The 24,919-nt window shown below is 70.8% G+C and carries 23 protein-coding genes, 1 tRNA gene and 1 pseudogene; 7 read left to right on the top strand and 18 right to left on the bottom strand.

Annotation, left to right across the window (positions count from 1 at the left end; translation table 11 throughout):
* Nucleotides 1-96 precede the first annotated feature (96 nt).
* Nucleotides 97-1,470: a glycosyltransferase 87 family protein gene (locus tag I004_RS32955; RefSeq protein WP_051344844.1), complete on the top strand. Its 1,374-nt coding sequence runs from the start codon at nt 97-99 to the stop codon at nt 1,468-1,470.
* Between the two features lie 16 nt (nt 1,471-1,486).
* On the opposite strand, the gene I004_RS0108345 is transcribed toward I004_RS32955, so the two are convergent.
* From I004_RS0108345 to I004_RS39825, 8 genes are all read right to left on the bottom strand, one after another.
* Nucleotides 1,487-1,720: a hypothetical protein gene (locus tag I004_RS0108345; RefSeq protein ID WP_028435094.1), complete on the bottom strand. Its 234-nt coding sequence runs from the start codon at nt 1,718-1,720 to the stop codon at nt 1,487-1,489.
* A 6-nt stretch (nt 1,721-1,726) separates the two neighbouring features.
* A complete protein-coding gene (locus I004_RS40215) occupies nt 1,727-1,921 on the bottom strand; it encodes a hypothetical protein (protein WP_078510939.1) in 195 nt (64 codons plus the stop codon).
* Between the two features lie 547 nt (nt 1,922-2,468).
* Nucleotides 2,469-2,541 (bottom strand) — tRNA-Ala (locus I004_RS0108350).
* Nucleotides 2,542-2,637: 96 nt separating this feature from the next.
* Nucleotides 2,638-3,309, bottom strand: a complete 672-nt coding sequence (locus I004_RS0108355) for a histidine phosphatase family protein (RefSeq protein ID WP_486579857.1) — start codon at nt 3,307-3,309, stop codon at nt 2,638-2,640.
* Nucleotides 3,306-3,803, bottom strand: coding sequence for a ribosome silencing factor (gene rsfS / locus I004_RS32960; RefSeq protein WP_051344845.1), 498 nt, complete (start codon nt 3,801-3,803; stop codon nt 3,306-3,308). The genes I004_RS0108355 and rsfS overlap by 4 nt, the downstream gene beginning before the upstream one ends.
* A gap of 76 nt (nt 3,804-3,879) precedes the next feature.
* Nucleotides 3,880-5,553: an LCP family protein gene (locus tag I004_RS0108365; protein WP_028435096.1), complete on the bottom strand. Its 1,674-nt coding sequence runs from the start codon at nt 5,551-5,553 to the stop codon at nt 3,880-3,882.
* The gene (nadD, locus tag I004_RS0108370; protein ID WP_028435097.1) at nt 5,550-6,176 is read right to left on the bottom strand and encodes a nicotinate-nucleotide adenylyltransferase; all 627 of its coding nucleotides are present in this window, start codon (nt 6,174-6,176) and stop codon (nt 5,550-5,552) included. The genes I004_RS0108365 and nadD overlap by 4 nt, the downstream gene beginning before the upstream one ends.
* Nucleotides 6,177-6,308: 132 nt before the next feature.
* Nucleotides 6,309-6,476, bottom strand: coding sequence for a hypothetical protein (locus I004_RS39825; RefSeq protein WP_037975391.1), 168 nt, complete (start codon nt 6,474-6,476; stop codon nt 6,309-6,311).
* Between the two features lie 338 nt (nt 6,477-6,814).
* On the opposite strand from I004_RS39825, the gene I004_RS0108380 reads away from it, so the two are divergent.
* Nucleotides 6,815-7,906, top strand: coding sequence for a M48 family metallopeptidase (locus I004_RS0108380; RefSeq protein WP_028435098.1), 1,092 nt, complete (start codon nt 6,815-6,817; stop codon nt 7,904-7,906).
* 89 nt (nt 7,907-7,995) lie between these two features.
* On the opposite strand, the gene I004_RS0108385 is transcribed toward I004_RS0108380, so the two are convergent.
* The 4 genes from I004_RS0108385 to I004_RS0108400 form a co-directional block, all read right to left on the bottom strand.
* Nucleotides 7,996-9,156, bottom strand: coding sequence for an SCO2583 family membrane protein (locus tag I004_RS0108385; RefSeq protein WP_028435099.1), 1,161 nt, complete (start codon nt 9,154-9,156; stop codon nt 7,996-7,998).
* Nucleotides 9,157-9,315: 159 nt separating this feature from the next.
* On the bottom strand, nt 9,316-10,218 hold the full coding sequence (locus I004_RS37475) for an SCO2584 family spore wall biosynthesis protein (RefSeq protein ID WP_028435100.1): 903 nt from the start codon (nt 10,216-10,218) through the stop codon (nt 9,316-9,318).
* A 94-nt stretch (nt 10,219-10,312) separates the two neighbouring features.
* On the bottom strand, nt 10,313-11,575 hold the full coding sequence (locus tag I004_RS0108395) for a glutamate-5-semialdehyde dehydrogenase (RefSeq protein ID WP_028435101.1): 1,263 nt from the start codon (nt 11,573-11,575) through the stop codon (nt 10,313-10,315).
* A 113-nt stretch (nt 11,576-11,688) separates the two neighbouring features.
* Nucleotides 11,689-12,225: a YceI family protein gene (locus I004_RS0108400; RefSeq protein ID WP_028435102.1), complete on the bottom strand. Its 537-nt coding sequence runs from the start codon at nt 12,223-12,225 to the stop codon at nt 11,689-11,691.
* 178 nt (nt 12,226-12,403) lie between these two features.
* On the opposite strand from I004_RS0108400, the gene I004_RS0108405 reads away from it, so the two are divergent.
* On the top strand, nt 12,404-13,741 hold the full coding sequence (locus I004_RS0108405) for a sensor histidine kinase (protein ID WP_028435103.1): 1,338 nt from the start codon (nt 12,404-12,406) through the stop codon (nt 13,739-13,741).
* 4 nt (nt 13,742-13,745) lie between these two features.
* A complete protein-coding gene (locus I004_RS0108410) occupies nt 13,746-14,423 on the top strand; it encodes a response regulator (RefSeq protein ID WP_028435104.1) in 678 nt (225 codons plus the stop codon).
* Nucleotides 14,424-14,516: 93 nt separating this feature from the next.
* Here the strand turns inward: I004_RS0108410 and I004_RS32980 are convergent, their stop codons facing one another.
* Both I004_RS32980 and proB read right to left on the bottom strand, forming a co-directional pair.
* The gene (locus I004_RS32980; protein ID WP_486579858.1) at nt 14,517-14,933 is read right to left on the bottom strand and encodes a hypothetical protein; all 417 of its coding nucleotides are present in this window, start codon (nt 14,931-14,933) and stop codon (nt 14,517-14,519) included.
* A 296-nt stretch (nt 14,934-15,229) separates the two neighbouring features.
* Nucleotides 15,230-16,357 (bottom strand): glutamate 5-kinase, encoded by a 1,128-nt coding sequence (gene proB / locus I004_RS0108420; RefSeq protein ID WP_028435105.1) that lies wholly within the window; start codon nt 16,355-16,357, stop codon nt 15,230-15,232.
* A 503-nt stretch (nt 16,358-16,860) separates the two neighbouring features.
* On the opposite strand from proB, the gene I004_RS0108425 reads away from it, so the two are divergent.
* Entirely contained in the window at nt 16,861-18,969 is a 2,109-nt protein-coding gene (locus I004_RS0108425; protein ID WP_028435106.1) for a membrane protein, read from the top strand.
* Between the two features lie 139 nt (nt 18,970-19,108).
* On the opposite strand, the gene I004_RS0108430 is transcribed toward I004_RS0108425, so the two are convergent.
* Nucleotides 19,109-20,017, bottom strand: coding sequence for a LysR family transcriptional regulator (locus tag I004_RS0108430; protein WP_028435107.1), 909 nt, complete (start codon nt 20,015-20,017; stop codon nt 19,109-19,111).
* Nucleotides 20,018-20,141: 124 nt separating this feature from the next.
* Between I004_RS0108430 and I004_RS0108435 the strand changes: the two genes are divergently transcribed.
* Together I004_RS0108435 and I004_RS0108440 are read left to right on the top strand one after the other, a co-directional pair.
* Complete coding sequence (locus tag I004_RS0108435) at nt 20,142-20,861, top strand: type 1 glutamine amidotransferase domain-containing protein (RefSeq protein ID WP_028435108.1); 720 nt, start codon at nt 20,142-20,144, stop codon at nt 20,859-20,861.
* Between the two features lie 104 nt (nt 20,862-20,965).
* Nucleotides 20,966-21,223 (top strand): annotated as a pseudogene (locus tag I004_RS0108440) (S41 family peptidase); the annotation flags it as partial.
* Between the two features lie 269 nt (nt 21,224-21,492).
* On the opposite strand, the gene I004_RS0108445 reads toward I004_RS0108440, so the two are convergent.
* From I004_RS0108445 to I004_RS0108455, 3 genes are all read right to left on the bottom strand, one after another.
* Nucleotides 21,493-22,329, bottom strand: a complete 837-nt coding sequence (locus I004_RS0108445) for a DUF1206 domain-containing protein (protein WP_028435110.1) — start codon at nt 22,327-22,329, stop codon at nt 21,493-21,495.
* Between the two features lie 189 nt (nt 22,330-22,518).
* Complete coding sequence (locus I004_RS0108450; protein WP_028435111.1) at nt 22,519-23,817, bottom strand: erythromycin esterase family protein; 1,299 nt, start codon at nt 23,815-23,817, stop codon at nt 22,519-22,521.
* A 382-nt stretch (nt 23,818-24,199) separates the two neighbouring features.
* Nucleotides 24,200-24,889, bottom strand: coding sequence for a hypothetical protein (locus I004_RS0108455; protein ID WP_051344847.1), 690 nt, complete (start codon nt 24,887-24,889; stop codon nt 24,200-24,202).
* Nucleotides 24,890-24,919: the final 30 nt, after the last annotated feature.

Genomic DNA, 24,919 nt, shown 5'->3' on the forward strand with positions numbered 1-24,919 from the left:
GGGCTCCCGGCCTGACTGGCCGACGGGTACTGTCGACGCCCTCCCCCGCCCGCCGTCCGCCTCTCCCACGATCACGACTCCGGAGCCCGCACCGCCGTGAGCGCACTGCAGCAGTTCGCACAGAGCAGGTTCCGAGGCCGTAGCCCGCTCATGGCCGTCGTACTGCGGCGACCGGTACTGATCGCTTCCGGTGTCTGCCTGATCTCCTTCGCCGCGTTCTGGACGGCCCAGCGGATCAGCGGCGTGTCCCTGATCGACGTCATGGTCTACCGGGCGGAGGGCTGGACCGTGCGCACCGGTGGCGATCTGTATGCGATGCGTGCCACGTACGCGGATCTCCCCACCACATATCCGCCTTTCGCGGCACTGCTGTTCGTGCCGTTGACGCTGCTGGACGTCGCGGCGATGCGGACGGCGGCGACCGCCGGCAACCTGATCCTGCTGGTGGCGGTCGTCCATCTCTCCTTCCGGCTGATCGGGCGCTCCTCCCGGTCGTCCCGCTTCGCCGACCTGCCGCGTCCCGCTGCCGTGCTGCTGATCTCGGCCGTGCTCGTGTGGTGCGAGCCGCTGTGGACGACGCTGCGCTACGGGCAGATCAACCTGCTGCTGACGGCACTTGTGCTGTGGGACCTCTCGCGCCGTCCCGGTCACCGCTTCGCGGGTGCGGGCATCGGATTCGCCGCGGGGATCAAGCTGACACCGGCTCTGTTCGCGGTCTTCCTCGCGCTGTACGGCACGGTGCGGGCCGTGCGCGGCAGCGGCCGGGCGGCCGCGTGGAATCACCAGTTGCGGCAATCGGCCGTCGCCGCGGGGGCGTTCGCCGGCACGGTGCTGCTGAGCGCGCTGGTTCTGCCGTACGACTCGCGGCGGTTCTGGTTCGACGCCCTCTTCCGGTCGGACCGCGTCGGGCATACGGAGATCACCGACAACCAGTCGCTGCGCGGGGTCGTCGCCCGGTTGCTGCACACCGGCGAACCGGGCTGGCCCTGGCTCCTGGCCGCGGCCCTGGTAACCCTGGCCGGTCTGGCCGTCGCCGTCGCGGCGGCCTCGGCGGGCAGCCGGCGGCTGCCGTACGCACCGGCGTGGGCGGCTCTGGCGTGTGCCTTCACGGCTCTGCTGGTGAGCCCCGTCTCGTGGTCGCATCACTGGGTGTGGTGCGTTCCACTCGTCATGCTGCTGGTCACCGAGGCGCTGGAGCGCGAACGGGCCCTGTTGTGGCGGGCGTCGGCCGCGGCCGCGATGCTGCTGTTCTGCTCGTACGCGCTGTGGTTGGTTCCGCACGGTGAACCGGGCCCGGTGAAGCCCGAACTCCACCAGACGGCGGGTGAGATGGCCCTCTCGGCGCTCTATCCGGCCGGTGGCCTGGGCTTTGTGGCGCTGACAGGTGTGCTGGCGGTCCGGGCCCTGCGCAAGCCCGCCCCTTACGAGCCGGACCGTGTCGCCAATCCCGCCGCGTCACCAACAGGTTGACCCTCGGGGTGTGCGGTCAGGCGGTCACGAAGGAGTAGAAGCGCTTCAGGGTGCAGTGCTCGTCGAGCAGGCGGCCGTAGATGGGCTCGCCGTCCAGCTCCCGGTATGTCTCGATCGGATCGCCCTTTATGATCAGCGCCCTCGCGCAGTCCTCACACCAGAACTGGAACTCGGGGTTGACCGGTTCCATGTCGCGGACAACGGGCGTACCGCTGCCGCACCAGTCGCACTTCCGGCTGTGTGCACCCATCAGTCATCAGCCCCAGCTGTGGCCGCAGGTCGTGCACACGTAGGAAACTCCTCCATTGTCGCCGAGCATCTGGGCAACGTCCGATGAACCGCATGCCGGACACAGCAACGTCCGTGATGACACCGCTGCCGGACCGATGGCTGGGCTTGTGCCTGGACGAACCGAATGCCGACCGCCCTCGACGAGGACTTCTGCCGACATCGCACGCGCCCTCCCTCGGCCTTCCCCCCTCCGGCCATCACGATTCTGCCACGTTCTCCCATTGCTCAGGAGACCTGGTCGGCGATAGGGGGCGGACCGTGTTGTGAGGCGAAGCCTCGCAGAGTCGACGGAACCGGACCCATTCCGGTTCCGGCCTGCGCCTCACCAACCGTGCCCGCGGCGGCGGGCCCATCGGGGAACGTCCGGCACACCCCTGGTTGTTCCGGGTCCGAACCCCACGAGAACCCCACATTTGTGTCCATGACCCACCATGAACCCGCGGCGCACCGCGGTCGATTGCGGGACGACGACCTCAACCACACCGGGCGCGCAGGGGGTCGGACGCCCCCCACAACGGAAAGCGAGGATCAAGGACCAGCCACGACGGGGCGCAGGGGCGCAACCCCCTGCAAAAGGGGCCGCAGGTGGCGGAGCCCCCGCCGGGGGTGCGGGGGCGGAGCCCCCGCACCCCGAGGCGCAGCCTCGCAAAAACAACGAGGGCGACCCGGTCCGCGCTCTCCGCGGACACAGATCACCCTCGCACTCGTGGAGCTAAGGAGAATCGAACTCCTGACCTCTTGCATGCCATGCAAGCGCTCTACCAACTGAGCTATAGCCCCGGGCAGTTCACGCACCGGCCGGACGTGGCACGGCCTCGTGAACGGGAGGAAGCCTAACCCGTGACCAGGCCGGATGGGAAATCAGCGAGGCCTGGATCAGTCGTCGTCGCCGAGCACCGGCTGCGGGAGTGTGCCCGCGTTGTGCTCCAGCAGCCGCCAGCCTCGCAGGCCCTCACCGAGCACGGACCAGCAGCAGTTGGAGAGCCCGCCGAGCGCTTCCCATGTCTGGGGTACGAGGCCGAGCAGCCGTCCGATGGTCGTGCGGATGGTGCCGCCGTGACTGACGACGACCAGCGTGCCTCCGGGCGGAAGCTTCTCCGCGTTCCGCTCCACGACGGGGGCGGCCCGGTCGGCGACCTCGGTCTCCAGCTCACCGCCGCCGCGCCGCACCGGTTCGCCGCGCTTCCATGCCGCGTACTCGTCGCCGTACCTCTCGACGATCTCCTCGTGCGTGAGGCCCTGCCACGCGCCCGCGTAGGTCTCACGCAGTGCCTCGTCGTGCATCACGTCGAGCCCGGTGATGGAGGCGAGCTCGGCCGCCGTGTCGGCGGTACGGCGCAAGTCGGAGGCGAGGATCGCGTCGGGCCGCAGGGCGGCCAGCAGGCGGGCGGAGCGGCGCGCCTGCTCCAGGCCTGCCGGGGTCAGCTCGATGTCGGTGGAGCCCTGGAAGCGGCGCTCGAGGTTCCAGGCGGTCTGCCCGTGCCGCCAGAGCACGACCCTGCGGTCGCGGCGCACCGTCGGCCCGGGGGTCACGGCAGGCGCCGTCACCGCAGTCCTTCGCTTCCGTCCCGCTCCGATGCCCCGTACGGCGCGGAGGCGTCCGTCGGGCCGTCGCCGTCGCCCCTGCCGGCCGCCGCCTCCTGCACGGCGTGCTCGCGGCCCTTGCCGTGCGTCGCCTTGGCGTCGTCGGGCAGGTCGAGCTCGGGGCAGTCCTTCCAGAGCCGTTCCAGGGCGTAGAAGACCCGTTCCTCGCTGTGCTGGACGTGCACCACGATGTCGACGAAGTCGAGGAGAACCCAGCGGCCGTCCCGCTCGCCCTCGCGGCGGGCCGGCTTGGCGCCCTGCTCCTTCAGCAGCCGCTCCTCGATCTCGTCGACGATGGCCTTGACCTGGCGGTCGTTGGGTGCGGAGGCGAGCAGGAAGGCGTCGGTGATGGCGAGCACGTCGCTGACGTCGTAGGCGACGATGTCGTGCGCGAGCTTGTCCGCGGCCGCCTGGGCGGCGGCGTCGATCAGCTCGATGGAACGGTCCGTGGCGGTCACAGGCAAAGCTTTCGCATCGGGAGCAGCGGTCATGTGTGCGTATCAGAACAAGGATCTCACGCCCGGCCGGGGACTCTCACTCCTTGTAGTCCCGGCCCAGCACGACCGCCACATCCGCGTTCGCCGCTCCCTTGCCCTTGCGCACGGCGTTCCCGGGCAGGCCGAGGGTCTTGGCCACTTCCTCCGCCTTGGCCTTGTACTTGCCGTCGGAGTACGTCACCTGGGACCGGGCCTGCGCCTTGTCGCCTGCACCGCCCTTGACGACGGTGTAGCCGCTGTTGACCAGTGCCGCGGACGCCGTGTCGTCGCTGCCGCCCTTGCCGCTGGCGTTGACGATCTTCACCCTGGGTGCCGCGTCGGGGTCGGTGTTCTTGACCGTGCCGCCGAGCACCTGCTTCACCAGGCCCTCGCTCGTACCTTCGCTGAGCGTGCCGTTGGCCCTGACGGGCAGCACCTGCGTCTTGTACGCGCCGCCCTTCGCCTGGCTCGCCAGCTTCGCCAGGGAGGCGCCCAGTTCGGGCTCCGGCAGGGACGGGTCGGGGATCTGGCCGAGGGTCTCCACCGTCCTCGTCGCCGACTTGGAGTCGCTGGAGAGCTTCCGCAGTGTCTGGTGCATGACCTCGCCGAAGCGCTCCAGCTGACGCGTCTGGGGCTCGCCCTTCCCGCGGTAGGTCGCGTAGCCGACCGCCGCGCGCCCGTCCAGGGTCTGCGCCCTGCCGCGCTTGACCAGCGGTTCGTCGCCCTTCTTCTCGCCGGGGACGGTGGCATTCGCGTCGATCTTGATGCCGCCGACCAGCTCGACGAGGTTCTCCAGGTACGGGGTGTCCAGCCGCCAGCTGCCCTTGATGTCGGCGCCCAGGAGCGTTCCGAGGGCCTCCCTGGTGGGAGCCGTTCCCTCGTCCTCGACCGCCTTGGCAAGGGTGGTCGTCGTACCGTTCTCGCCGGAGACGGCGAGCGAGTTCGGGAGCAGGACCGTGTTGCCGCGCTTGGCGTCGACGTTGTCCACGAGCAGCGCGGTCGAACTGCCGCCGCCGTTCAGCGAGCGCAGATGCACGACGATCACGTCGCGCTGCTGGCCGGCCGCCGTGGCGGCGCCGCCCTTGTCCCCGTTCAGGTCCGGCAGCTTGCCCGCGTACCAGAGGTAGCCGACGCCGCCGGCCGCGATCATGACGAGGGCCACGACGAGGAGGACGATGCGGTTGCGGCCGCGGCGCTTGGCCTCCTCGCGGCGCTCGGTGCGGCTCTCGCTGAACTTGAGCCAGTCGATGACGTCCTCGGAGTCGTCCGCCTGCTCCTCGACGAAGGAGAACTCCTCCGTGCGGTACCCGCCGTCGGAGCCCTGGCCCTGGCCGCCCGCCTGTGCGCGGTCGCCGGTCAGGCCCGCGCCCGCGGGTGCCTGCTGCTGCGGGATCCACTCCTGCTGTGTGTGCTGCTGCGTCTGGGGCTGCGGCACCGGGTTCTGCGGGTACGGGTTCTGCGGGTACGGCTGCGGCGGCGCCTGCTGTCCGTACGCGCCGTAACCCTCCTGTCCGCCGCGCCCGTCGTAGGTGTCGTAGCCGTAGCCCTGCGGTTCGGGCTGCCCCGGTTGCGTCGACTGGCCCGGCTGTGCGGTCTGCTGCCCGTACGGCCCGCTCTCCTCGTAGCCGTAGACGGGCTGCCCGTGCTCGTCGTAGCCGAGGAACCGGGGCTCCTCGGGCGGCTGCCGGCCCTGCTGCTGCCCGTACGGGTCGTATCCGTAGCGCTCGTTCATGTGTGGGGCGCCTCCTCCCCGTACAGCCCCCGCTTGTTGATGTAGCGCACGACGCCGTCCGGGACCAGATACCAGACGGGGTCTCCCCGCCGGACCCGCGCACGGCAGTCCGTCGAGGAGATGGCCAGCGCCGGGACCTCCACCAGCGACACTCCTCCGTCCGGCAGGCCCGGATCGGTCAGCGTGTGCCCGGGCCGGGTGGCGCCGATGAAGTGGGCCAGGGAGAACAGCTCGTCGGCGTCGCGCCAGCCCAGGATCTGGGCGAGGGCGTCCGCGCCGGTGATGAAGAAGAGGTCCGTCTCCGGGTTGGCGGCTCGCAGATCACGCAGTGTGTCGATGGTGTAGGTGCGGCCACCGCGGTCGATGTCGATGCGGCTGACCGAGAACTGCGGGTTGGAGGCCGTCGCGATGACCGTCATCAGATAGCGGTCCTCGGCGGGCGAGACCTGCTGGTGGCTCTTCTGCCACGGCTGCCCGGTCGGTACGAAGACGACTTCGTCGAGGTGGAAGCGCGTGGCCACCTCGCTGGCGGCGACGAGGTGCCCGTGGTGGATCGGGTCGAATGTCCCGCCCATCACTCCCAGCCGCCGCTTGCCGGTGCCGGGCACTATGTCCTCTCCCATGCGAGCCGACCTTATCCCCTCGTTCCGCGCTCCGCTGCTCCGCCCGTACGACGCGTGGGCCACGGGCACGACACGACGAGGCGACGTCCAGGAGTTACGGGACGCCCGGGAGGGCAGCGGATCGCGTGAGGGTCAGCGGTCCCGGTTGAAGCGAGTGGTGATCCACAGCAGGAGAAGCAGAGCCAGCAGCGCGCCGCCACCGGTGATGTAGGGAAGCACGGGGTCGTGCTCGCCCGCGTGCTCGCCCCCCTCGGAGGCCAGAGCGGCGAAGGCGTGGTGGGCGGTGCTGGGAAGCGTCATCTCGGCAGGACCTATCCACTGTGAGCCGGACAGTACGTTGTGTGCTGCACATCGTATGCGGGGGCTGTCGGCGGGCCGACGGCACCTCTCGCTTCCTCTCCCGGCCTCGGCTGTCGTTGGGCTGTCCGCAGGGGAACTCACCTTCGCCCGCGCCGCCGTACCCGGCCCCGCATCGCGCTCGTCCGTCGCCTCCACGCAACCTTCCGGGGGCCCGGCGACGTCTCCTCCCCACGTCCGGGGTTTCCCATCGGACGCGTTCGCCCCGGGGATTCCGGTTCCGAGCGCCTAGGCTGACCTCAATCCACCGCGAACAGTGGTGAAGCGACAGGGGGAACGCAATGAGCGACAACGCAGGCACCGAGCGGCTGCCCGGCCGCAACCGGCGCCGCTTCCCGGGGATCTCCTCCCGGGCGTACGAACATCCCTCGGACCGCTCGGCGCTCGTCGCGCTGCGCAAACTGAGCGGTTTCGACTCCGTCTTCAAGGCACTGAGCGGGCTGGTGACCGAGCGCAGCCTCAGGCTGCTCTTCCTCGCCAACTCGGTGCGCGTCAACGACGAGCAGTTCGCGCATCTCAACTCGATGCTGCGGGACGCCTGTTACATACTGGACCTGGAGAAGGTCCCGCCGATGTACGTCAGTCAGGACCCGAATCCGAACGCGATGTGCATCGGGCTCGACGCACCCGTCATCGTCGTCACCACGGGTCTCGTCGAGCTGCTGGACGAGGAGGAGATGCGGACGGTCATCGGCCACGAGGTGGGCCACGCCCTCTCGGGGCACGCCGTCTACCGCACCATCCTGCTCTTCCTGACGAATCTCGCGCTCAAGGTCGCGTGGATCCCGCTGGGCAACGTCGCGATCATGGCGATAGTGACGGCGCTGCGGGAGTGGTTCCGCAAGTCGGAGCTTTCGGCGGACCGTGCGGGGCTGCTCGTCGGGCAGGATCTGCAGGCTTCGATGCGCGGGCTGATGAAGCTCGCCGGCGGCAACCACCTGCACTCGATGAACGTGGACTCCTTCCTCGCGCAGGCCGAGGAGTACGAGTCGGGCGGCGACATCCGCGACTCCGTGCTGAAGATCATGAACGTGCTGCCGCGCAGCCACCCCTTCACCGCGGTGCGTGCGGCCGAGTTGAAGAAGTGGGCCGAGAGCCGCGACCACCAGCGCATCATGGACGGCCACTACGACCGGCGTGAGGACGACAAGCAGACGTCGGTCTCCGACTCGTTCAAGCAGTCGGCCGGCCACTACACGGAGTCGTTCAAGAACAGCAAGGACCCGCTGATGGGTCTCGTCCGCGACATCGCGGGCGGCGCCGGCGACCTGGGCGGCAAGCTGCGCGACACCTTCACCGGAAAGAACACGGGGAGCAGCGGCGGCAACGGCGAGAGCGGCGGCGGCAACTCGGGCGGCGACAGGTCCAGTTAGAGCGGCAGCTCGAATCTCCGTCAGCACGGGCCCGGCACGCGGGAGTTCGTACTGGCCTCACTTACCGGCCCTGAAGTCCGCCGGTGTGGCTAGTCGTCCTTCTTCGCGGCCGGGCTCGGCTGTGAGCTGGTGGAGAGCACACCGCACAGCGAGGCCGAGGACCGTCCGCGCGCGTACGGGTCTGTGCCGGCCGCCCCGTCATCCTTGGCCTTCTCGCCGGCCAGCAGCGGCGCGAGCGCGCCCGACATGTCGGCGGAGCAGGGCAGCGGCCCGGCGCGCATCGACACCTGAAGCACGCTCAGTTGCTGCCGCCTCAGGTCCTCGCGGTCGACCTGGAAGCGCACTTCGCGCCGCACCGTGAACAGGGACGAATTCTTCGCGGCGTTCTGTCCCTCCCCCTCGTCCGTCGCCCGCACCGCGTAGACGAAGACGTGGTCCGCGACGACTTCCAGTGCGTCGGGGCCCGCCTCCTGCACGGTCATGGTGCCGTTGACCCGGACCCCCGCGTCGGCGAGCGCCGTCTTCGACGGGTCGAAGCGGACCATCCAGCCCGTCGCGGAGTGCCGCCCGTCGTTGCGCGGATGGTCCATGCTCTGGTCGAACTGCTCGTGCTGCACAGGGTCGAGCATTATCCGCACGTCACGGACGCTGTTCCCGCTCAGCACGGACGGGTCGAGCGAGCTGGTGACGATGTACTCCTTGGCGGCTGTCAGGGACGACAGCACCTGGCTCTCGGAGAAGTGCCGGGTGCGGCGCACGGGCGGCAGCGTCACGCCGTCGGCCCCGGCGCGGAACTGTGCGGCCGGGCTGTGCTGGAAGAGGTCCGCGGGCGTGGCGCCCGGCACTTCGTCACGGGGCGCCAGGGGAAGCAGCGCGTTGCGCATCGGTTCGGCGGGCGGTTCGGGCGGAGCCTGGTAGGGGTTGCGGATTCCCATGTAGATCGCCGTGCCGAAGGCGAGGACGATCAGCAGCACCAGGACGATGCCCTGCCGGGAGGCGGTGATGGAACCCCGGGCGTAAGTGCCGTTCTGCTCCTCGTCGGTGACGTCGCCGGGCGGCGAGAAGGCACGGTTGCGTACGGCGGCGTGCTCCTCGTCCTCCATGCGCTCGCGCGCGGAGTACTCCTGGAGCCGCGCAGCCTTGATGAAGGACTCATCGAAGACGACGGATCGGTAGTCGTCGCGATACTCGTCGTCGCCCCCGGACGCGTCGTCGGGTGTTCCCTCTGGGGGGTTGCCTCGCCCGGCCATACCAACAGAGTAGGTCCGCCCGGCTCTCCGTAAACGCTTCGGTGCGCCGACAACCCGGCAGATGCGCGTGTTCGTGAACACCTTGTCGCCCCGGCGTGACGAGCCGGTGACCGTGCGGTCCGTACGGCGTGCACCCGTACGCGCGCCGGGCGGCCGGCCTCAGCCGGACTTCGGCTGCGCGGGGACGTCAGGCGTTCGCTGCGCGCCGTCCTGGTCCTTGCCGGAGGAGTCGACGTCGGTCGTCGCGGGCGGAGGCGAAGGGTCCTGCCGTTGCTGCGACGTGCCCCGGTAGACCGCGCCGAGCGCGAGGGCGACCATGCCGATGCCCATCACCAGGGCGAGCAGCCACGCGACGGGCCGCTGCCACCGCATGTGGCCGCGGTAGACGCGGCGGCGCGGGGCGGCGCCATGCTTGCCGCGCCCGGAACGACGGTTGTCGGAGCGGCGTTCGCCGGGGCGGCGGTAGTCGGAACCGTGCTCCTCCCCCAGGTCGAAACGGGGGTCATAGCGGCGGTTGATGCCGAATCGGATGTACTGCCCGTACTGGTCCTGCTGGTCGTAGTCGACAAATCGGCCGTACTGGTACGGGGCGTAATGGCCGGTGTCGCCGAAGGAGTTGGGGTTGTAGTTGTACGGCCCGTACGGCCCGAACGACTCGTGCGGCCCGTAGTGGTCGTACTCGTCCCCCTCGGACGACTCCAGGTACTCGGTGTAGTCGGAGCGGTCGAAACGCCCCTCGTCATCGTCGTCGTCCGGATCCTCCGCGCCGGCCAGCCCGTCCGGGTCGCCGGCTCCTTCCGGATCGTCCTCGTCCAGGCTGAACTCGCCCTCGGTGCCCGGCGCGTACCCATAGCCGTCCTCGAAGCCGCGGACAGTCTCGCTCTCGGCGTGCGACTGCGCGGCCGCCAATATGCGTTCGACGGCGGTGGGCTCGTGAATGACCGCGGACCGTACGAAGTCCTCGTCGAGCACCAGGGCGGCGAACTCCTCGTCCGCAGCCCCGTAGCGGTACTCGGGCTCCTCGCCGTCCGGGAACGGCTGGCCCCCCACGTCGTCCGGCACGCTGTCAGCGTAGACCTTTGTGGTCAATAAGGGCAGGGAGAAGCGGGATTCCGTCAGAACATGCGCAACCGCCCCCATGACGGCCCCGCATGCACTAGCCGCGGGTGTGACCGTCCCCCGTGACCACGTACTTCGTGGAGGTCAGCTCCGGGAGGCCCATCGGGCCGCGAGCGTGCAGCTTCTGCGTGGAGATGCCGATCTCGGCCCCGAAACCGAACTGGCCGCCGTCCGTGAAACGTGTGGACGCATTGACCATCACGGCGGTCGAGTCGACCAGCGATGTGAAGCGGCGCGCAGCCGCGGTGTCGCGGGTGACGATCGCCTCCGTGTGACCCGAACTCCACTCGCGGATGTGCCGCACCGCGGCGTCCAGTGACGGCACGACAGCTGCGGCGATGTCGTACGAGAGGTACTCGGTGCCCCAGTCCTCGTCGGTGGCGGGGACGACCTGCGCGCCCGCCTTCTGCCACGCCTCGTCGCCGTGCACCGTCACGCCCGCCTCGGCGAGGGCCTCCACGGCGAGCGGCAGGAACTCCGCCGCCACACCTTCGTGCACGAGGACGGTCTCGGCGGAGTTGCAGACACTGGGGCGCTGCGCCTTGGAGTTGACGAGGATCGCGACGGCGGTCTCGAGGTCGGCGGCCTCGTCGATGTACACGTGGCAGTTGCCGACACCCGTCTCGATGACGGGGACGGTGGACTCCTCGACCACGGAACGGATGAGCGAGGCCCCGCCCCGCGGAATCAGCACGTCCACCAGGCCGCGGGCGCGCATGAGATCACGCACGCTGTCCCTGCTCTCACCCGGCACGAGCTGCACGGCGTCGGCGGGCACGCCGGCACCGGCGACGGCGTCACGCAGCACCTCGACGAGGGCACCGTTCGAGGCGTACGCGGAGGAGGAGCCGCGCAGCAGTACCGCGTTGCCGGACTTCAGGCACAGCGCGGCGGCGTCGACCGTGACGTTGGGGCGTGCCTCGTAGATGATCCCGACGACGCCGAGGGGGACGCGCACTTGGCGCAGTTCGAGCCCGTTGGGCAGCGTCGAGCCGCGCACGACCTCGCCTACGGGGTCGGGAAGGGCGACCACGTCGCGCACGTCGGAGGCGATGGCCTCGATGCGCTCCGGCGTGAGCGTCAGGCGGTCGACGATGGCGTCCGGCGTCCCGGCGGCACGGGCCTTGTCGATGTCGGCGGCGTTGGCGGCGACGATCTCGTCCGTACGGGCGACGAGCGCGTCGGCGACGGCGAGCAGCGCCGCGTCCCGTGCCGTGCGCGGCAGCGGGGCGAGTTCGGCGGCGGCCTCCTTCGCGCGGCGGGCGGTCTCGGTGACGGGCGAATTCTGCGTTGCGCTCATGTCTTCGAGCTTAACGACGGGCGCGGCGGCGGTGCCCCGCCGTCCACCGTGCGGGACGGCCGCCGGACCCCCGTACCGGCGACCGTCCCCTTCCCCCCCCGGCTGCGCCCCTGTCAGACCCGCACGCAGCTGATGCGCAGGACGACGTCCAGGTGGCGCCCGGCCATCCCGGGAGACGCGGTCACCCCGAAATCCTTGCGGTCGACACGGGCCGTGGCGCGGACGGTGAACCCCCGCGGCGTCACCGCGCACTCCCCGGCCGTCAAGCTCACGAGCGTGCTGACGCCCGACGCTGTGAGCGTCCCCGTGATGCGCGCCCCGTCCGCCGTCTCCTCCAGGGCGTCGGCGTCGAATGAGATGAGAGGGTGCCGATCGGCATCGAGGAACCGCCGCGATCGCACGGCGGCGTCCCGTGAGCGGTTCCCCGTGTCGAACCCTGCCGCCGCGATCTCCGCGTGGATCCGGGAGGTGGCGAGCGGCTCGGTGACGTCGACGGTCCCCGCCCGGATGGCGAACGTGCCGCTCACCGGCAGAAGCCCGAAGACGTGCCGGGTGGTGAACTCGAGCACGGAGCTGACGGTGTCGATCTCGTAGCGGCCCGGCCCGGGCGCCCTGGGAGCCGTCCTGCTGCGTTCCTGTTCGGTTTCCATGCCCTCAGTGGACGCCGGCGGGACCATGCCGCGGCAGGGCGGACCGTCGGCTCCGTGTAAGACGGAAGGCCGCCGGGCGCGGGAGGCATACGACTTTCGTAGGGTGCCTCACCCGCCGATCGTTCCGGGTCGCCGCACGACGAACTCCCTGCGCCACGAGCTGACATACCGTGATGCCATGACAAAGGGGCGGTGTGGACCGTGGCACAGCCTGAGCCGTCACCGCAGGACTGTGGACGCCGGCCTCGCGGTCTTCTTCGTACTGCTGGACACCGGGCTGACTCTCGCCGGTGAGAGTTGGTGGCCCCAGCGTCCGGGGACCCTGGCCTGGGTCCTGCTGGGGGTTCAGGCCGCCGCGTGCGGCTCGCTCGTGTTCCGCCGCCGCGCTCCGATCACGGTCGTCGCCGTCCTGGGCGGGTTCACGCTCACCGTGACGCTGCTGATCTCACCCGCAGGGGTCCTGACGCCCGCGGAGAGGTGGAACGTGTGGGCGCCCCTCTCGACGGCGCTGGCCGCATACGGTCCGGTCTTCTACCGGCCGGGAGACCGCCGCACCGCCTTCCTCGCGCTCGCCCTCTTCACCTTCGTCGTCGCACGCCCGTGGGAGGCGTCGTTCACGATCATCACGATCGGTCTGCTGCGCACCGCTGTGGGACCTCTGCTGGCGCTGTACTTCGAGGCCCGCAGGCGTCTGGTGCGGGCGCTGACGGAACGCGCCGAGCGCGCGGAGCGGGAGCGTCACCTCCTCGCCGAGCGTGCCCGCGCCGAGGAGCGGGCCCGGCTGGCCGGCGAGATGCACGACGTGGTGACGCACAGGGTGAGCCTGATGGCGCTGCAGGCCGGTGCCCTGCGCATGACGGCCCCGGACGAGGCGACCAGGCAGGCCGCGGAGGAGCTGCGCGCGGCGGGCTGCCAGGCTCTGGAGGAACTCCGCGACCTGGTCGGCATCCTGCGCAGGGACCCGGAGGAGCATTCCTCGACGGAGTCGGTGGCGGGCCTCGCCGGTCTGGTGGCCGAATCTGCGGCAGTGGGAACTCCGGCCGAGCTCGTCGAGGACGGGGACAGGACGCTCGCCTCACCCGTCGTGGGGCGCACGGCGTACCGCGTGGTGCGGGAGGCGCTGACCAATGCCCGCAAGCACGCGGCCGGCGCACAGGTGACCGTGCATGTCGAGTACCGCGAGACACAGGTGCGGCTCACGGTCCGCAACACGCCACCCCCGGTGAAAGGCACGGAAGGTGCACTCGCCGGCGCCGGCACGGGCGCCACCGGCGGCACCACGGCCGAGGCGGTCAGGGCGGCCCCGGTGCCCACGGCATCCGCGGCGGTCACCGCCGATGTCGCGGCCACCGCCGCCGCGCTCGTCGGCACGGGCTCCGGCCTCGGCCTCGCGGGCCTGCGCCGGCGCCTGGAACTGGTGCGGGGCACCTTGCGGGCCGGGCCGTCACCGGAGGGCGGCTTCAGCGTCGAGGCCACTTTGCCGGCGTATGTGCCGACCGTCGAAGCGGCGGTGTAGCAGCGTGACCGGAACCGGTGCCGCAGGTCGGACCATCCGTGTGGCCGTGGTCGACGACGAGCCGATGGTGTGCGGCTTCCTGCGGACCATCCTCGGTTCCTCGGACGACATCGAGGTGGTCGAGGAGGCGCACGACGGAGCGGCGGGCGTCGAGGCGGTCGTACGGAGCAGACCCGACGTCGTGCTCATGGATCTGCGCATGCCGGGCGTCGACGGGCTGACAGCGATCGAGCGGATCCGCGAACTGGCCGACGCCCCAGCCGTCGTGGTGCTGACGACCTTCGACGCCGACCAGTACGTGCTGCGCGCGCTGCGGGCGGGCGCCGTGGGGTTCCTCGTCAAGTCGACGCCGCCGGAGGATCTGATCGGACTCGTACGCGTGGCCGCCGAAGGGCACACCGTGCTCTCCGCTGCTGCCGCACGGCGGCTGGTCGCGGCGTCCTCCGACAGGCACTCGGCACGCGATCGGGCGCGCGAGCTCATCGGTTCGCTGACCGAGCGGGAGGCCGAGGTGCTCGCCTGCCTCGGGGAGGGCATGCCCAACGCGCGGATCGCGGCGCGGTTGTACCTCTCGGAGGCCACGGTCAAGGGATATGTCTCGCGCGTGCTGGACAAGTTGGGCTGTGTGAACCGGACGCAGGCCGGACTGATCGCCCACGACGCCGGCGTCGTCGGTGCGTGATGACCAGGGTGCCCTCGCTTCTCTACCTGGGACGGGCCCGCAGGTCGGCCTGAAACGGCCTTGCGGTGCGAGGCTCAGGAGGGGCGCGTGGGCCTAGAAGGGGTGGACCCCCATGGAGGCGGCGGGCGGCGGGCCGTATCCCTCGGCCACCCGCTGCTGGTACGTCTCGCGCCCGATGACCTCGAGGCCGACGATCTCCCACGGCGGAAGCTGCGCCGAATTGCGGTGCTCCCCCCACAGCCGCAGCGCGACAGCGGCGGCGTCGTGCAGGTCGCGGGCCTCTTCCCAGTAGCGGATCTCAGCGTGATCGTTCGCATACCGGCTGTTCAGAAGGAAAGGATGATCGTAGGCGAGCTGTTCCAGGGCACGCCGCACCTCCTTGAGGGGCGCCTCCTCGCCGGCAACGCTCAGTGTGATGTGCCACAACCTGGCGTGTTCACGCCTTTCCACACCCGCGCCCGCACGTGATTCGGCCCGCTGCTCTGGGTCAACGCTGACCAGCCGTCTCACGGGTGGCCTCCTCGTCCGGTGGATGCTCTCGGTTCCGGGCGTCGCTCACCTGCTGCACGACCCCCTCTACAAAGTTGACCAGCCCGGGACCGGCCGCGTGGCCGTTTTCGGGAAGGTGTCCGTGGAAAGGCTGGTCTTTTCTCCCGGCCGATGACGGTTCGGACACCACTCCCCCGCCCTCTACACGAACATTTCACGCCACGGCGCGGAGACGGAGCGTGCGCCCGCGCGGGTGCGCGGGCCGGGCTTCCGCGGGACGGCTGTCGGGTGGGAGTTCGCGCACGGGGCGGCCGGGTTCAGGAGTCGAGCAGCACCAGGTCGTCCCGGTGCACGATCTCCCGCTCGTACGCGGGCCCCAGCTCCCGGGCCAGCTCCGGCGTCGACCGTCCCAGCAACTGCGGGATCTCCTTGGCGTCGAAGTTGACCAGGCCGCGGGCGACGGCAACCCCGCGCTCGTCGCGCAGTTCCACGGGGTCACCGGCCGCGAACTCGCCCTCGACTCCCGCGATTCCCGCCGCCAGGAGCGAGCTGCGCCGCTGCACGACCGCCCGTACGGCGCCGTCGTCCAGCGTCAGCGCACCCCTCGGCGTCGAGGCATGCGCGAGCCACAGCAGCCGGCCGGCGGCGCGGCGGCCCGTCCGGTGGAAGTACGTGCCGGTGCCGCGGCCCGCCAGCGCGTCCGCGGCGTGCGTGGCGGACGCGAGCACCACCGGCACACCCGCCGCGGCGGCGATACGGGCGGCCTCGACCTTCGTCACCATGCCGCCGCTGCCGACGCCGGCGCTGCCCGCGCTGCCGATCTCGACGCCCTCCAGGTCCCCCGGGCCCGTCACCTCGGTGATGCGTGAGGTGCCGGGAGAGGCCGGGTTGCCGTCGTAGAGGCCGTCGACATCGGAGAGCAGCACCAGCAGGTCGGCCCGCACGAGATGGGCGACGAGCGCGGCGAGCCTGTCGTTGTCGCCGAACCGGATCTCCTCGGTGGCGACGGTGTCGTTCTCGTTGACGACGGGCACCGCGCCCATGGCCAGCAGCTGCTCCAACGTGCGGTAGGCGTTGCGGTAGTGGGCGCGCCGGCTGGTGTCGTCGGAGGTGAGCAGCACCTGCCCGACGCGGCGCCCGTAGCGCGCGAACGAGGCGGTGTAGCGGGCGACCAGGAGCCCCTGACCCACGCTGGCCGCCGCCTGCTGGCGGGCCAGATCGCGGGGCCGCTTCGGCAGGCCCAGCGGCGCGAGGCCCGCCGCGATGGCGCCGGAGGAGACGAGGACGATCTCCCGCTGCGGGGAGCCCGTCGCGCCGTCCGCCGGTCCGGCATGCTTGGCCAGTACGTCGACGAGGGCGTCGACGCGGTCCGCGTCCAGGCCGCCGGCGGCCGTGGTCAGCGAGGAGGATCCGACCTTGACGACGATGCGCCGCGCACCCGTCACGTCTGCGCGCTGCGCGCTTCCCTCGCCGTGCGGTGCGCCACGGGTGCCCGTCGCGGAGTCGTCCCTGCCGGAGTCGCCCGAGCCCGCTGCCGTACTGGTGCCCACGTCCCGCTGCCTGCCTGTTCCCTCTGTCACGCCTGGGCGTTTCATGCCGCACAGACGTATCCGTTCCTGTTGCACCCCGTATGCGCCGCAGGGCGCGGATGCGTCCCGTACGGTCCCGGTGTGCCGCTGATCCCGCGGCGTCCCGCGAGGGGCCGCCTCACACGCGTTCCGGAGCCCCGTCCTCGCAATCTACGGGAGTACCCGCCGGGCCCGCTCATCCGTTCCGACCAGTGGACGGGTGGGGATAATGACCTTTGTCCGCGTATCAGCTCCGGACACCCCGACGCAGATTGTCACCGCACCCGTGCCCGGCATACGGTCAGTGGTCGACCACGGCCGCCACCCCCACCGGCCGGTTTCCGTCCCGACCCTCGACCTCCTGCCAGGAGTCCAGTCCCGTGCCCTCTGCCGGTCTCTCCCCCCGACGCGCCGTCCAGCTGACGGCGCTGCTCGCACTGTCGGTGTTCTACGCCGCACAGCTCGCGGGCGCGCTGCTGCCGAACGTGCCCGTCTTCATCGTCGCCTCATTGGCGGGGATCACGCTCGACATCTATCTCACGCACAAGCAGCCCGGCCTGCTCGCCCTGCTCGGCAAGGTCCGTTTCGACGTCACGACCCGCCAGCTGCTGCGCGACATGCTCATCGTCATCGGCCTGGTGCGCATCCCCGACGTCCCGCCGGACATCGAGCGCCCCCTGACGCTTCTGCTGCTGGCCGCCTACGCGACCCACTTCCTGTGCCAGGCCGTCGCCCAGTTCGTGCGACGAAGCCGCACCCTGCCGATCCTCACCCGCAACATCGACGCCTCGGACCTGCGGCTGACCATCGCGCCGCCGCGTCTGCTGGCCCGCCAGCCCAGCCGCCGCCTGCTTCGGTTCTCCATCCCCGGCACCGTCGGGCTGATGCTGAGCGCGGCGCTGGCCTCCGAGGTCTGGGGCATCATCGGCCTCGGCCTGAGCATCGCGCTCTCCCTCGGCGGCGCCGTCTATCTGGGCACGTGGATGCTGCCGAAGAAGCGGCACGCGAACGAGCAGCAGGCGCTGGAGTGGCTCGGCCGCTGGCTGGCGACGTACAAGCCCACCGTCGGCATGTACTTCTCCGGCGGCACCACCTCCGCGTACCAGGCGAACATGTGGCTCTCCACGCTCGCCCAGCTCGACGGGAATCCGATCATCGTGCTCCGCGAGCGCTTCATGGTGCAGAAGATCGAGGCGACGGACGTCCCGATCATCTGCATCCCGAAGGTCGCTCACCTGATGCACCTGGAGCACTCGACGCTGAAGGTGATGCTGCATCCGGCGAACTCGGGCAAGACCTCGCAGGTGCTGCGCATCCCCACGATCAAGCACGCCTTCATCAACCACGGTGAGAGCGACAAGCTCTCCTCCTGCAACCCGTACGCCAAGGCCTACGACGAGGTCTGGGTCGCCGGACCCGCCGCCCGCGAGCGCTACCAGCTCGCCGACATCGGCGTGGACGACCGTGACGTGGTCGAGGTCGGCCGCCCGCAGCTCTCCCCCATCGAGCCGTCCGCGGGCCCGCCGGCGGGCAAGTTCACCACCGTCCTGTACGCCCCCACCTGGGAGGGCTGGACGAACGACCCCGGCAACACCTCGATCATCCTGGCCGGCGAGAACATCGTCCGTGCGCTGCTGGCGGACCCGGGCGTGCGGCTGCTGTACAAGCCGCACCCGATGACCGGCTCCGTCGACCCCCGGGCCGGCGCGGCCAACGTCCGCATCCAGGAGATGATCGTCGAGGCGAACTCGAAGCGCTCCGGTGAGCGTCCCGGCCCCGAGACCGGGGTCGAACTGGAGCGCCGCGTACAAGAACTGGACGATCTGACGACCACCGCCTTCCGCCGTGGCGCGGACGAGGTGGAGCGGATGATGCTCCAGTCCACGCCGGAGACGGACAGGGCCGAGCGCGTGGCGGCCGCCACCGCCGCCTGGGAGGCCGCCAACTTGGCCTCGCTGCCGGAGTGGGAGCACCAGATCATCACCGGCCCGCGGCCGACGATCTACAGCTGCTTCAACGAGTCCGACCTGCTCATCTCCGACGTCTCGTCCGTCGTCTCGGACTATCTGACGAGCGAGAAGCCCTACGCGGTCGCCAACACCAGCGGTCTGACCGAGGACGAGTTCCGGGCCGGGTTCCCGACGGTGCGTGCCGCCGCGATCCTCTCCCCCGGGGCGGAGGAGGTGCCGGCTCTGCTGGAGGCGGTGCGCGACGCGTCCAAGGACACGCTCGCCAAGGCCCGTGCGGAGCTGAAGGTCCACCTTCTCGGTCCCTCGGACCCGCCGTCGATGACTCGCTTCAACAAGGCGACGGCCGACCTGTGCGAGGCCACGGCGGCTCGCAACGAGCGCGTCGCCCGCCGCACGAACGACATCCCGGGGCAGCGCGAGACGGAGGCCCAGGAAGCGGCGGAGGAAGCCGAGTTGGAGGCCGCGGGGAACGGCGGCATCCCTGCCGACCCGGAGGAGGCCGACCAGGTCACGGCCTGAGGCCACACCCGCTTCGTCCGGAGGTCCTGGGATGCTCACCGAGCGTCCCGGGACCTCCGTCGTACGGGAGGAGGGCGGCGCCTCCGGCGGGCACGCACCGCCTCGCCGTGGCGGCGGCCCGCGCTGTCCGGCGCTCCGCCTACAGCAGGTCCCACTCCCGCGAACGCTCGGCCAGCTGCCGCCGGACCACGGCCGCGGCGGGGTTGGCAGGGGCACCGGCGCGGGCCGCCAGATACAGGGTGTTCAGCGGACGCACCTGCGGCTGGTGCAGCGTCTCCACGGAGCCCGACGCGAGCGCCGGTTCGGCGAGATAGCGCGGCAGTACGGACACTCCGGCGCCCGCGATCACCGCGGCGAGCACCGCGCGCAGATCGGGAACCGTCACGGCGAGAGGGTTCGGCGGACGGCGGCCGAACTCGCTGCGCCAGTACCGGCGGACGATGGGCAGCTCCTCCCCGTACGCGACGAGCGGCAGGTGCGCCAGCGCACGGACCGGCTCCTCGGCGAGCCGGCCCTGGTCGACGGTGCGGGCGAGGCCGGGCGGACCCACCAGAAGGAACTCCTCGTCCGCGAACGGGGTCGCCACCACGTTCTCCAGCCGCGGCCGCACCGCCGAGACCACCAGATCGACACGGGCCGCGGCGAGCGCCGCCAGCAGTTCCTCCGCCAGACCCAGAGTGATCCTCAGCCGCAGGCCACGGGCGGTCAGCGGGGCGAGCGCGGGCACCACGCGCATGGCCATCAGGTCCGACGGTCCGGCCAGATGCACCGTGCCCCGGTGGCCGGCCTGGCCGTCGCCCGCCGAGCCGAGGGCGTCCTTGAGCTCGTCGAGGTGGGTGCCGATCCGCCGGGCCAGCTCGTAGGCCCGCTCCGTGGGGACGGCACCGCGGCGTGACCGTACGAACAGAGGCTCGCCGAACTGCTCCTCCAGGCGGGCGAGTTGACCGCTGACGGCGGGCTGGCTCAGGCCGCGCCGGGCCGCGGCGGCCGTGATCGACCCGCCCCGGTAGATCTCCAGGAAGGTGGCCAGCAGGTCGAGGTCCGGCACGCAAGCTCCTGACATAAGAAAACTGATGGCACAGAGCAGATTAGCGAAGGAATTCCGAGGGACGTGAGTGTTGAGGTGGACGCCGGACGAACACCCACACAGAGAAAGAAGGAAGTTTTCCGCCATGGCAAAGATCCTGATGGTCGTCTCCGCCGCCGACCGGCTCACGCTCGCCGACGGCACGACCCACCCCACCGGCTTCTGGGCCGAGGAGGTCGCCGTCTCGCACCGCGTACTGCGGGAGGCAGGCATCGACGTGGACATCGCCACCCCCGGCGGCGTACCGCCCACCGTCGACCCGATCAGCCTCGACGAGCGCGGCAACGTGGACGAGGCCTCCGCGAAGGAGTTCCGCGCCTATCTGGAGGGACTCTCCGACCAGTTGGACAAGCCGCTCGCCCTCGGTGACCTGCGTGCCGCCGACTACGACGGGGTCTACATCCCCGGCGGTCACGGCCCCATGGAGGACCTGGCTCAGGACGCGGACCTCGCCCGTCTGCTCAGGGACACGGACCGGAGCGGCAAGGTCGTCGCGGCGCTGTGCCACGGTCCCGCGGGATTGCTCAGCACCAGCGGCCAGGAGGCCCGCGACGGCTTCCCCTTCGCCGGCCGCAGGCTCACCGTCTTCACCGACGAGGAGGAGCGGCAGGGCGGACTCGGCGAGGCGGTGCCGTACTTCGTGGAGAGCAGGCTCCGCGAGCTCGGCGCCCTCGTCAAGACCGGTCCGGCCTGGGCGAGCAAGGTCGTGACCGACGGCAACCTGGTCACCGGCCAGAACCCGCAGTCCAGCGCCGACACCGCGCGGCAGGTTCTGCGGACGCTGAGGGAGAAGAGTGCCGCCTGAGAACGGCGGCACGCCCTGACGAGGCCCCGGGAGGCATCCGCGTCCCGGGGCGCTTCGCCGCCGGGCCGTATGCCTGGTCGCCGCCGAACGGCCACCGATTGACGGCGCTCCGCGCTCGTTCGGCCAGGTCCGTCCGGCACACGCAGGGCGTCTTCTCCGACACGCTGGAGCGGCGCCTCCCGAACGGCTGGAGCTTCCTGCTCCTCCACGAGGAGTTCCGCACCCGCGACGGACGCACCTTCGACGGCACCGGCATCCCGCCGCACATCGCCGAACCGGTCTTCACCGACGAGGAGTTCGAGTACGACCGGGACTCGGCGTTCGACCGTGCGGTCGCGGAGCTCGGCCGGGGCCGTCACTGACGGCAGGGCCGTGCGGTGCTCCCGTGCGCCCGGCACCGGAGCCTCCGGGCGCCCGTCAGGTCGGGCGCCGGGCTGCTGAGCCTTGCCGTCATCCCCGGGAACGGCCGCGCGATCGATCGCCCTGTACCGCCGTCACGGTTTCGAGGAAACCGGGCTGCCCGGCGCTCCGCTCCCGGACGGGCAGCACGAATCGGTATGGCAAAGCCCCTTCAGCCGAGCGGGAATTGAGCCCCGGGGCAGTGCCGCCGTTCCCGCTTTCGGACGGACACTCAAACGCGGCGCCATCGGGCCAGCATGAAGGAGAAGAGGCCGTAGAGGGCGACGCCCACGGCGATGGCGACGAGCAGCCACGGGCCCGCGGGGGTGTCGGCGAACGACCGCAACGCGCCGTCCATGCCCTTGGCTTCGTCGGCGTCGGAGGACCAGGCCGCCTCCATCGCGAAGAATCCCAGGGCCACGAGGACCGCTCCCCGGGCGACGCCGCCGCTCACACCCAGCAGGTCCACCCACTTGCGGTTCCGCCGCGGAATGCGCGACATCCTCAACTGGTCGTGATACTTGCGCCGTAGGGCCTGCACCGCACCCCAGGCGCCGAACGCCGCGACGACCAGCCCGACTCCGCCGACCAGCAACTCCCCCGCCGGTACGGACAGCGCCCGGGCGGTGATGTCCTCCGACTTCGCATCGCTGGAGCCGCCGCTCTTCGCCCCGTTGGCGAACGAGAGCACAGAGACGGCCAGCACTGCGTACACCACGAACCGTCCCGCCGACATCAGCCGCTTGCGCTTCTTGCGGCCGCCCTTCTCCGACGCGCCGAACACGGCCTCGGACAACCGCCACAGGGCGAGCCCCGCCAGCCCGATTCCGACGGCCCACACGAGCAGGCGGCCGAAGGGCTGCGCCGCCAGCTCCCGCAACGCACCGCTCTGATCGGCCTGGCTGCCGCCCCCGTCGCCGAAGGCGATGCGCAGCGCGGCCAGACCGACGAGGATGTACAGCACGCCCTGAGCGACCATGCCTGCCCGGGCGACGCCTTCGAGCATCGTGCTGTCGGCGACCCGCTTCGCGCTCCGCCGCCCCCGTCTCATCACTGCCGGTGCGTTCATGGCTGCCGCCTCCCCTGCCCTGGACCACGCCGGGCGTCGGGCGCCCGGCGGTTCAGCGGTTGCCCCGGCTGGGGTGAAGAAAACGCGACGGTCCGGTGCGGAGGGGCCGCGGAGACGGAGGGCGAAGGCCCCGACCACCCCTGCCGGCCAGGGAGTTGAGGAGTCCCGGCGCGCAGAAGAAGGCGGCTGTCAGAACCGCACTGTCCGGTCCCGGGTGACCGTCGAGACGGCGAGGACGGCGTCGAACGCGTCGGGGACCGGGATGGACAGGACTGCGCTCTGCGTGCGGATCCGCTGGAGCAGTGGCTTCCGCTCCGCGTCGCGCGGTGACCGGCGCAGATCGGTGAGCGTGATGTCGCCGCCGTGCCCGGCATCGACGAGTGCGGCCTCGACGCTGCCCTCCTGAGGAGGTTCGAGATCGGCGTCGGCGAGTGTGAAGCCGACCCCGGCGCTCGGATCGGGAAACATCTCCGGGACGTGGTCGGCGGTGTGGACGAGGGCAACCGACCTGTAGCCCTGACCGAGCATGCGCCGCAGGTGCTGTCCCATGGGGAGCGCCGTGAGCGCGCCGTCGAACTCCAGCGCCGTCGTCTGGATGTGGTTGTTGTGGGCGGCGAGCACGATCCGGGCGTCCGGTCCGGCGAGATCGAGGTGCCGGCGCACCGATTCGGCCATGAAGATCTCCCGAACCGACAGATCGGCCGCGGCTCCCTGCCCGGACATCAGGCCGTTCATCGCCCGGAACATGTAGTCGGTGTGGCATGCCGCCTCCACCCGGCGCAGGGCGATGTCGAAGCGGTTCTGACTGCTGCGGGAGACACAGAGGGGCTCGACGGCGCGCATGCGGAGCAGCAGACGTGCCAACGAGGCGGTCAGCGCGTCCTGTTCAGCGGCGGGAAGACCTGCCCACGCGGGGGCTGCCGCGGCGCCGGAGCCCGCACCGTCGAGGAACCGGTCGCTGATCTCCAGAGCGGTCTCCAGTACGGGGAGAGCAGCGGGGTCGGCCTCGCGGAGGTATTGGGCCACCGGTTCCAGGGCCGGACGTAGGGCACCGCCGGCCTCGGGGAGGTCGATACCTGCGAACCGGAGAGGGTGGCGGCTGGTGCGGTTGTGGCGGCGCAGCCAGTGCATCAGCTCCGCGGCACCCCAATCGGCCGCGCTCCGGCTCACATTCGCCAAGTCGCCGTTGTCACCCTCGCCTTGGAGCCACCGGTCGAGCGCGAAGGCCTCGCTGAAGCCGAACTCGAAGGCGAAGACGGTGAATCCGCACCGTTCCGCGAGAAAGCGCAGCACCCGCCGGCGAGCGAGGGAGAACTCCTCGACGAAATGGGCGTTCTCGCCCACGGCCACGACGCGGGCTTCTCCCACGATGTCGCGGAGCGGCTCGAGATCGTCCAGCGGTTGCCGCGGATCGAGGGTTGAAAGAGTGGTGGCGTGCTCGCGGAACCAATCGGCAAGTACGTCACGGGAAGAGGACTGCTCAGGCATGGGTCGAAACCGTCTTTCGGCTCAGCGGGTCGGGACAGCCGCGCGTGTACAAGGGGCGCGGCAACTCGGCGATGCGCAGGGTCAACCGGCGCCGGTGCGGTGCACACGGCCTCTCGGATGCATCGAGGGGACCCGTCAGAGGAAAAGACTGCCTACTGCCATGGTCTCAACCTAGCGCCGAAGGACGGGCGGCTCACCTGAATAACCGCCACTCCAACTCCCCTGTCAGGGCTGCTCGTCGGAGACCGGGGAAGGACCTGCCGGAGCAGGCCGTACGGTTCAGCAGGAGCCGTTGTCGAACCTCGCCGAGATGGCCTCTTCCAGTGTGAGACCGCTCTCGTCCCCTTCCGGCCGCGCTCGGTACGCGGCAACCCATCGGGCATCACGCCCCACCGCGCATGAGCAGCACGTCGTCGCCCCACGAATCCAGCACATGCCCGTGCCCGGCGGAACGGGCATGCGGTTCCAGCTCCTTGAACAACTGCCGTACCGCGGTGGCGCATCGAGGAGAGACCACTTCGGCGAGCAGCCCGAGAAGATGGTCGTGGGCCCATGCGTGGCGGCCGAGCGGGTGGTGCCGCAACTCCCAGCTCAGATACTTGTTGTACGGCCGCACCCGCTCGTGCAGGGCAAACACGTACGCGAGATGAAAGGGGACGCACTCGGCGGCGTCGAGGCGCGCGGCGACGGTGTTGCCGTCCCGGTCGTTCTTCAGGCACCGGTAGATGCTGTTCAGGAAGGCGTCTAGGAGTCCCGGCGCGCATTCCGAGGCCTCCCCCGGCGTCAACTTGCCCTTCTGCTCGACGAGTTCGGCGATGAGGCCCTCTTCGGTGTCCTTCAGCACCTTGGCGCGGGTGAACGCCGCCCGGTTCCACTCCGTGCCGGAGCCGGGCAGCGCGTGCCCGCGGAACTCCCTCAGCGGCATCACGGTGACGTCGAGGCGCGCATCCCGCCGTTCTTCACCGGCCGGCGCCTCCCGCGCGTCGTCGATGACGAGCAGTACGTCGTGGTCCGAGAGGGAAGTCGCCGTGCCCTCGCGTGCCTGCGAGCCGCTGAGGACCACTCCGAGCACGTGCGGGTCCCCGGCCGCCCGGGCCCGGAG

The organism is Streptomyces sp. TAA486 (assembly GCF_000426165.1).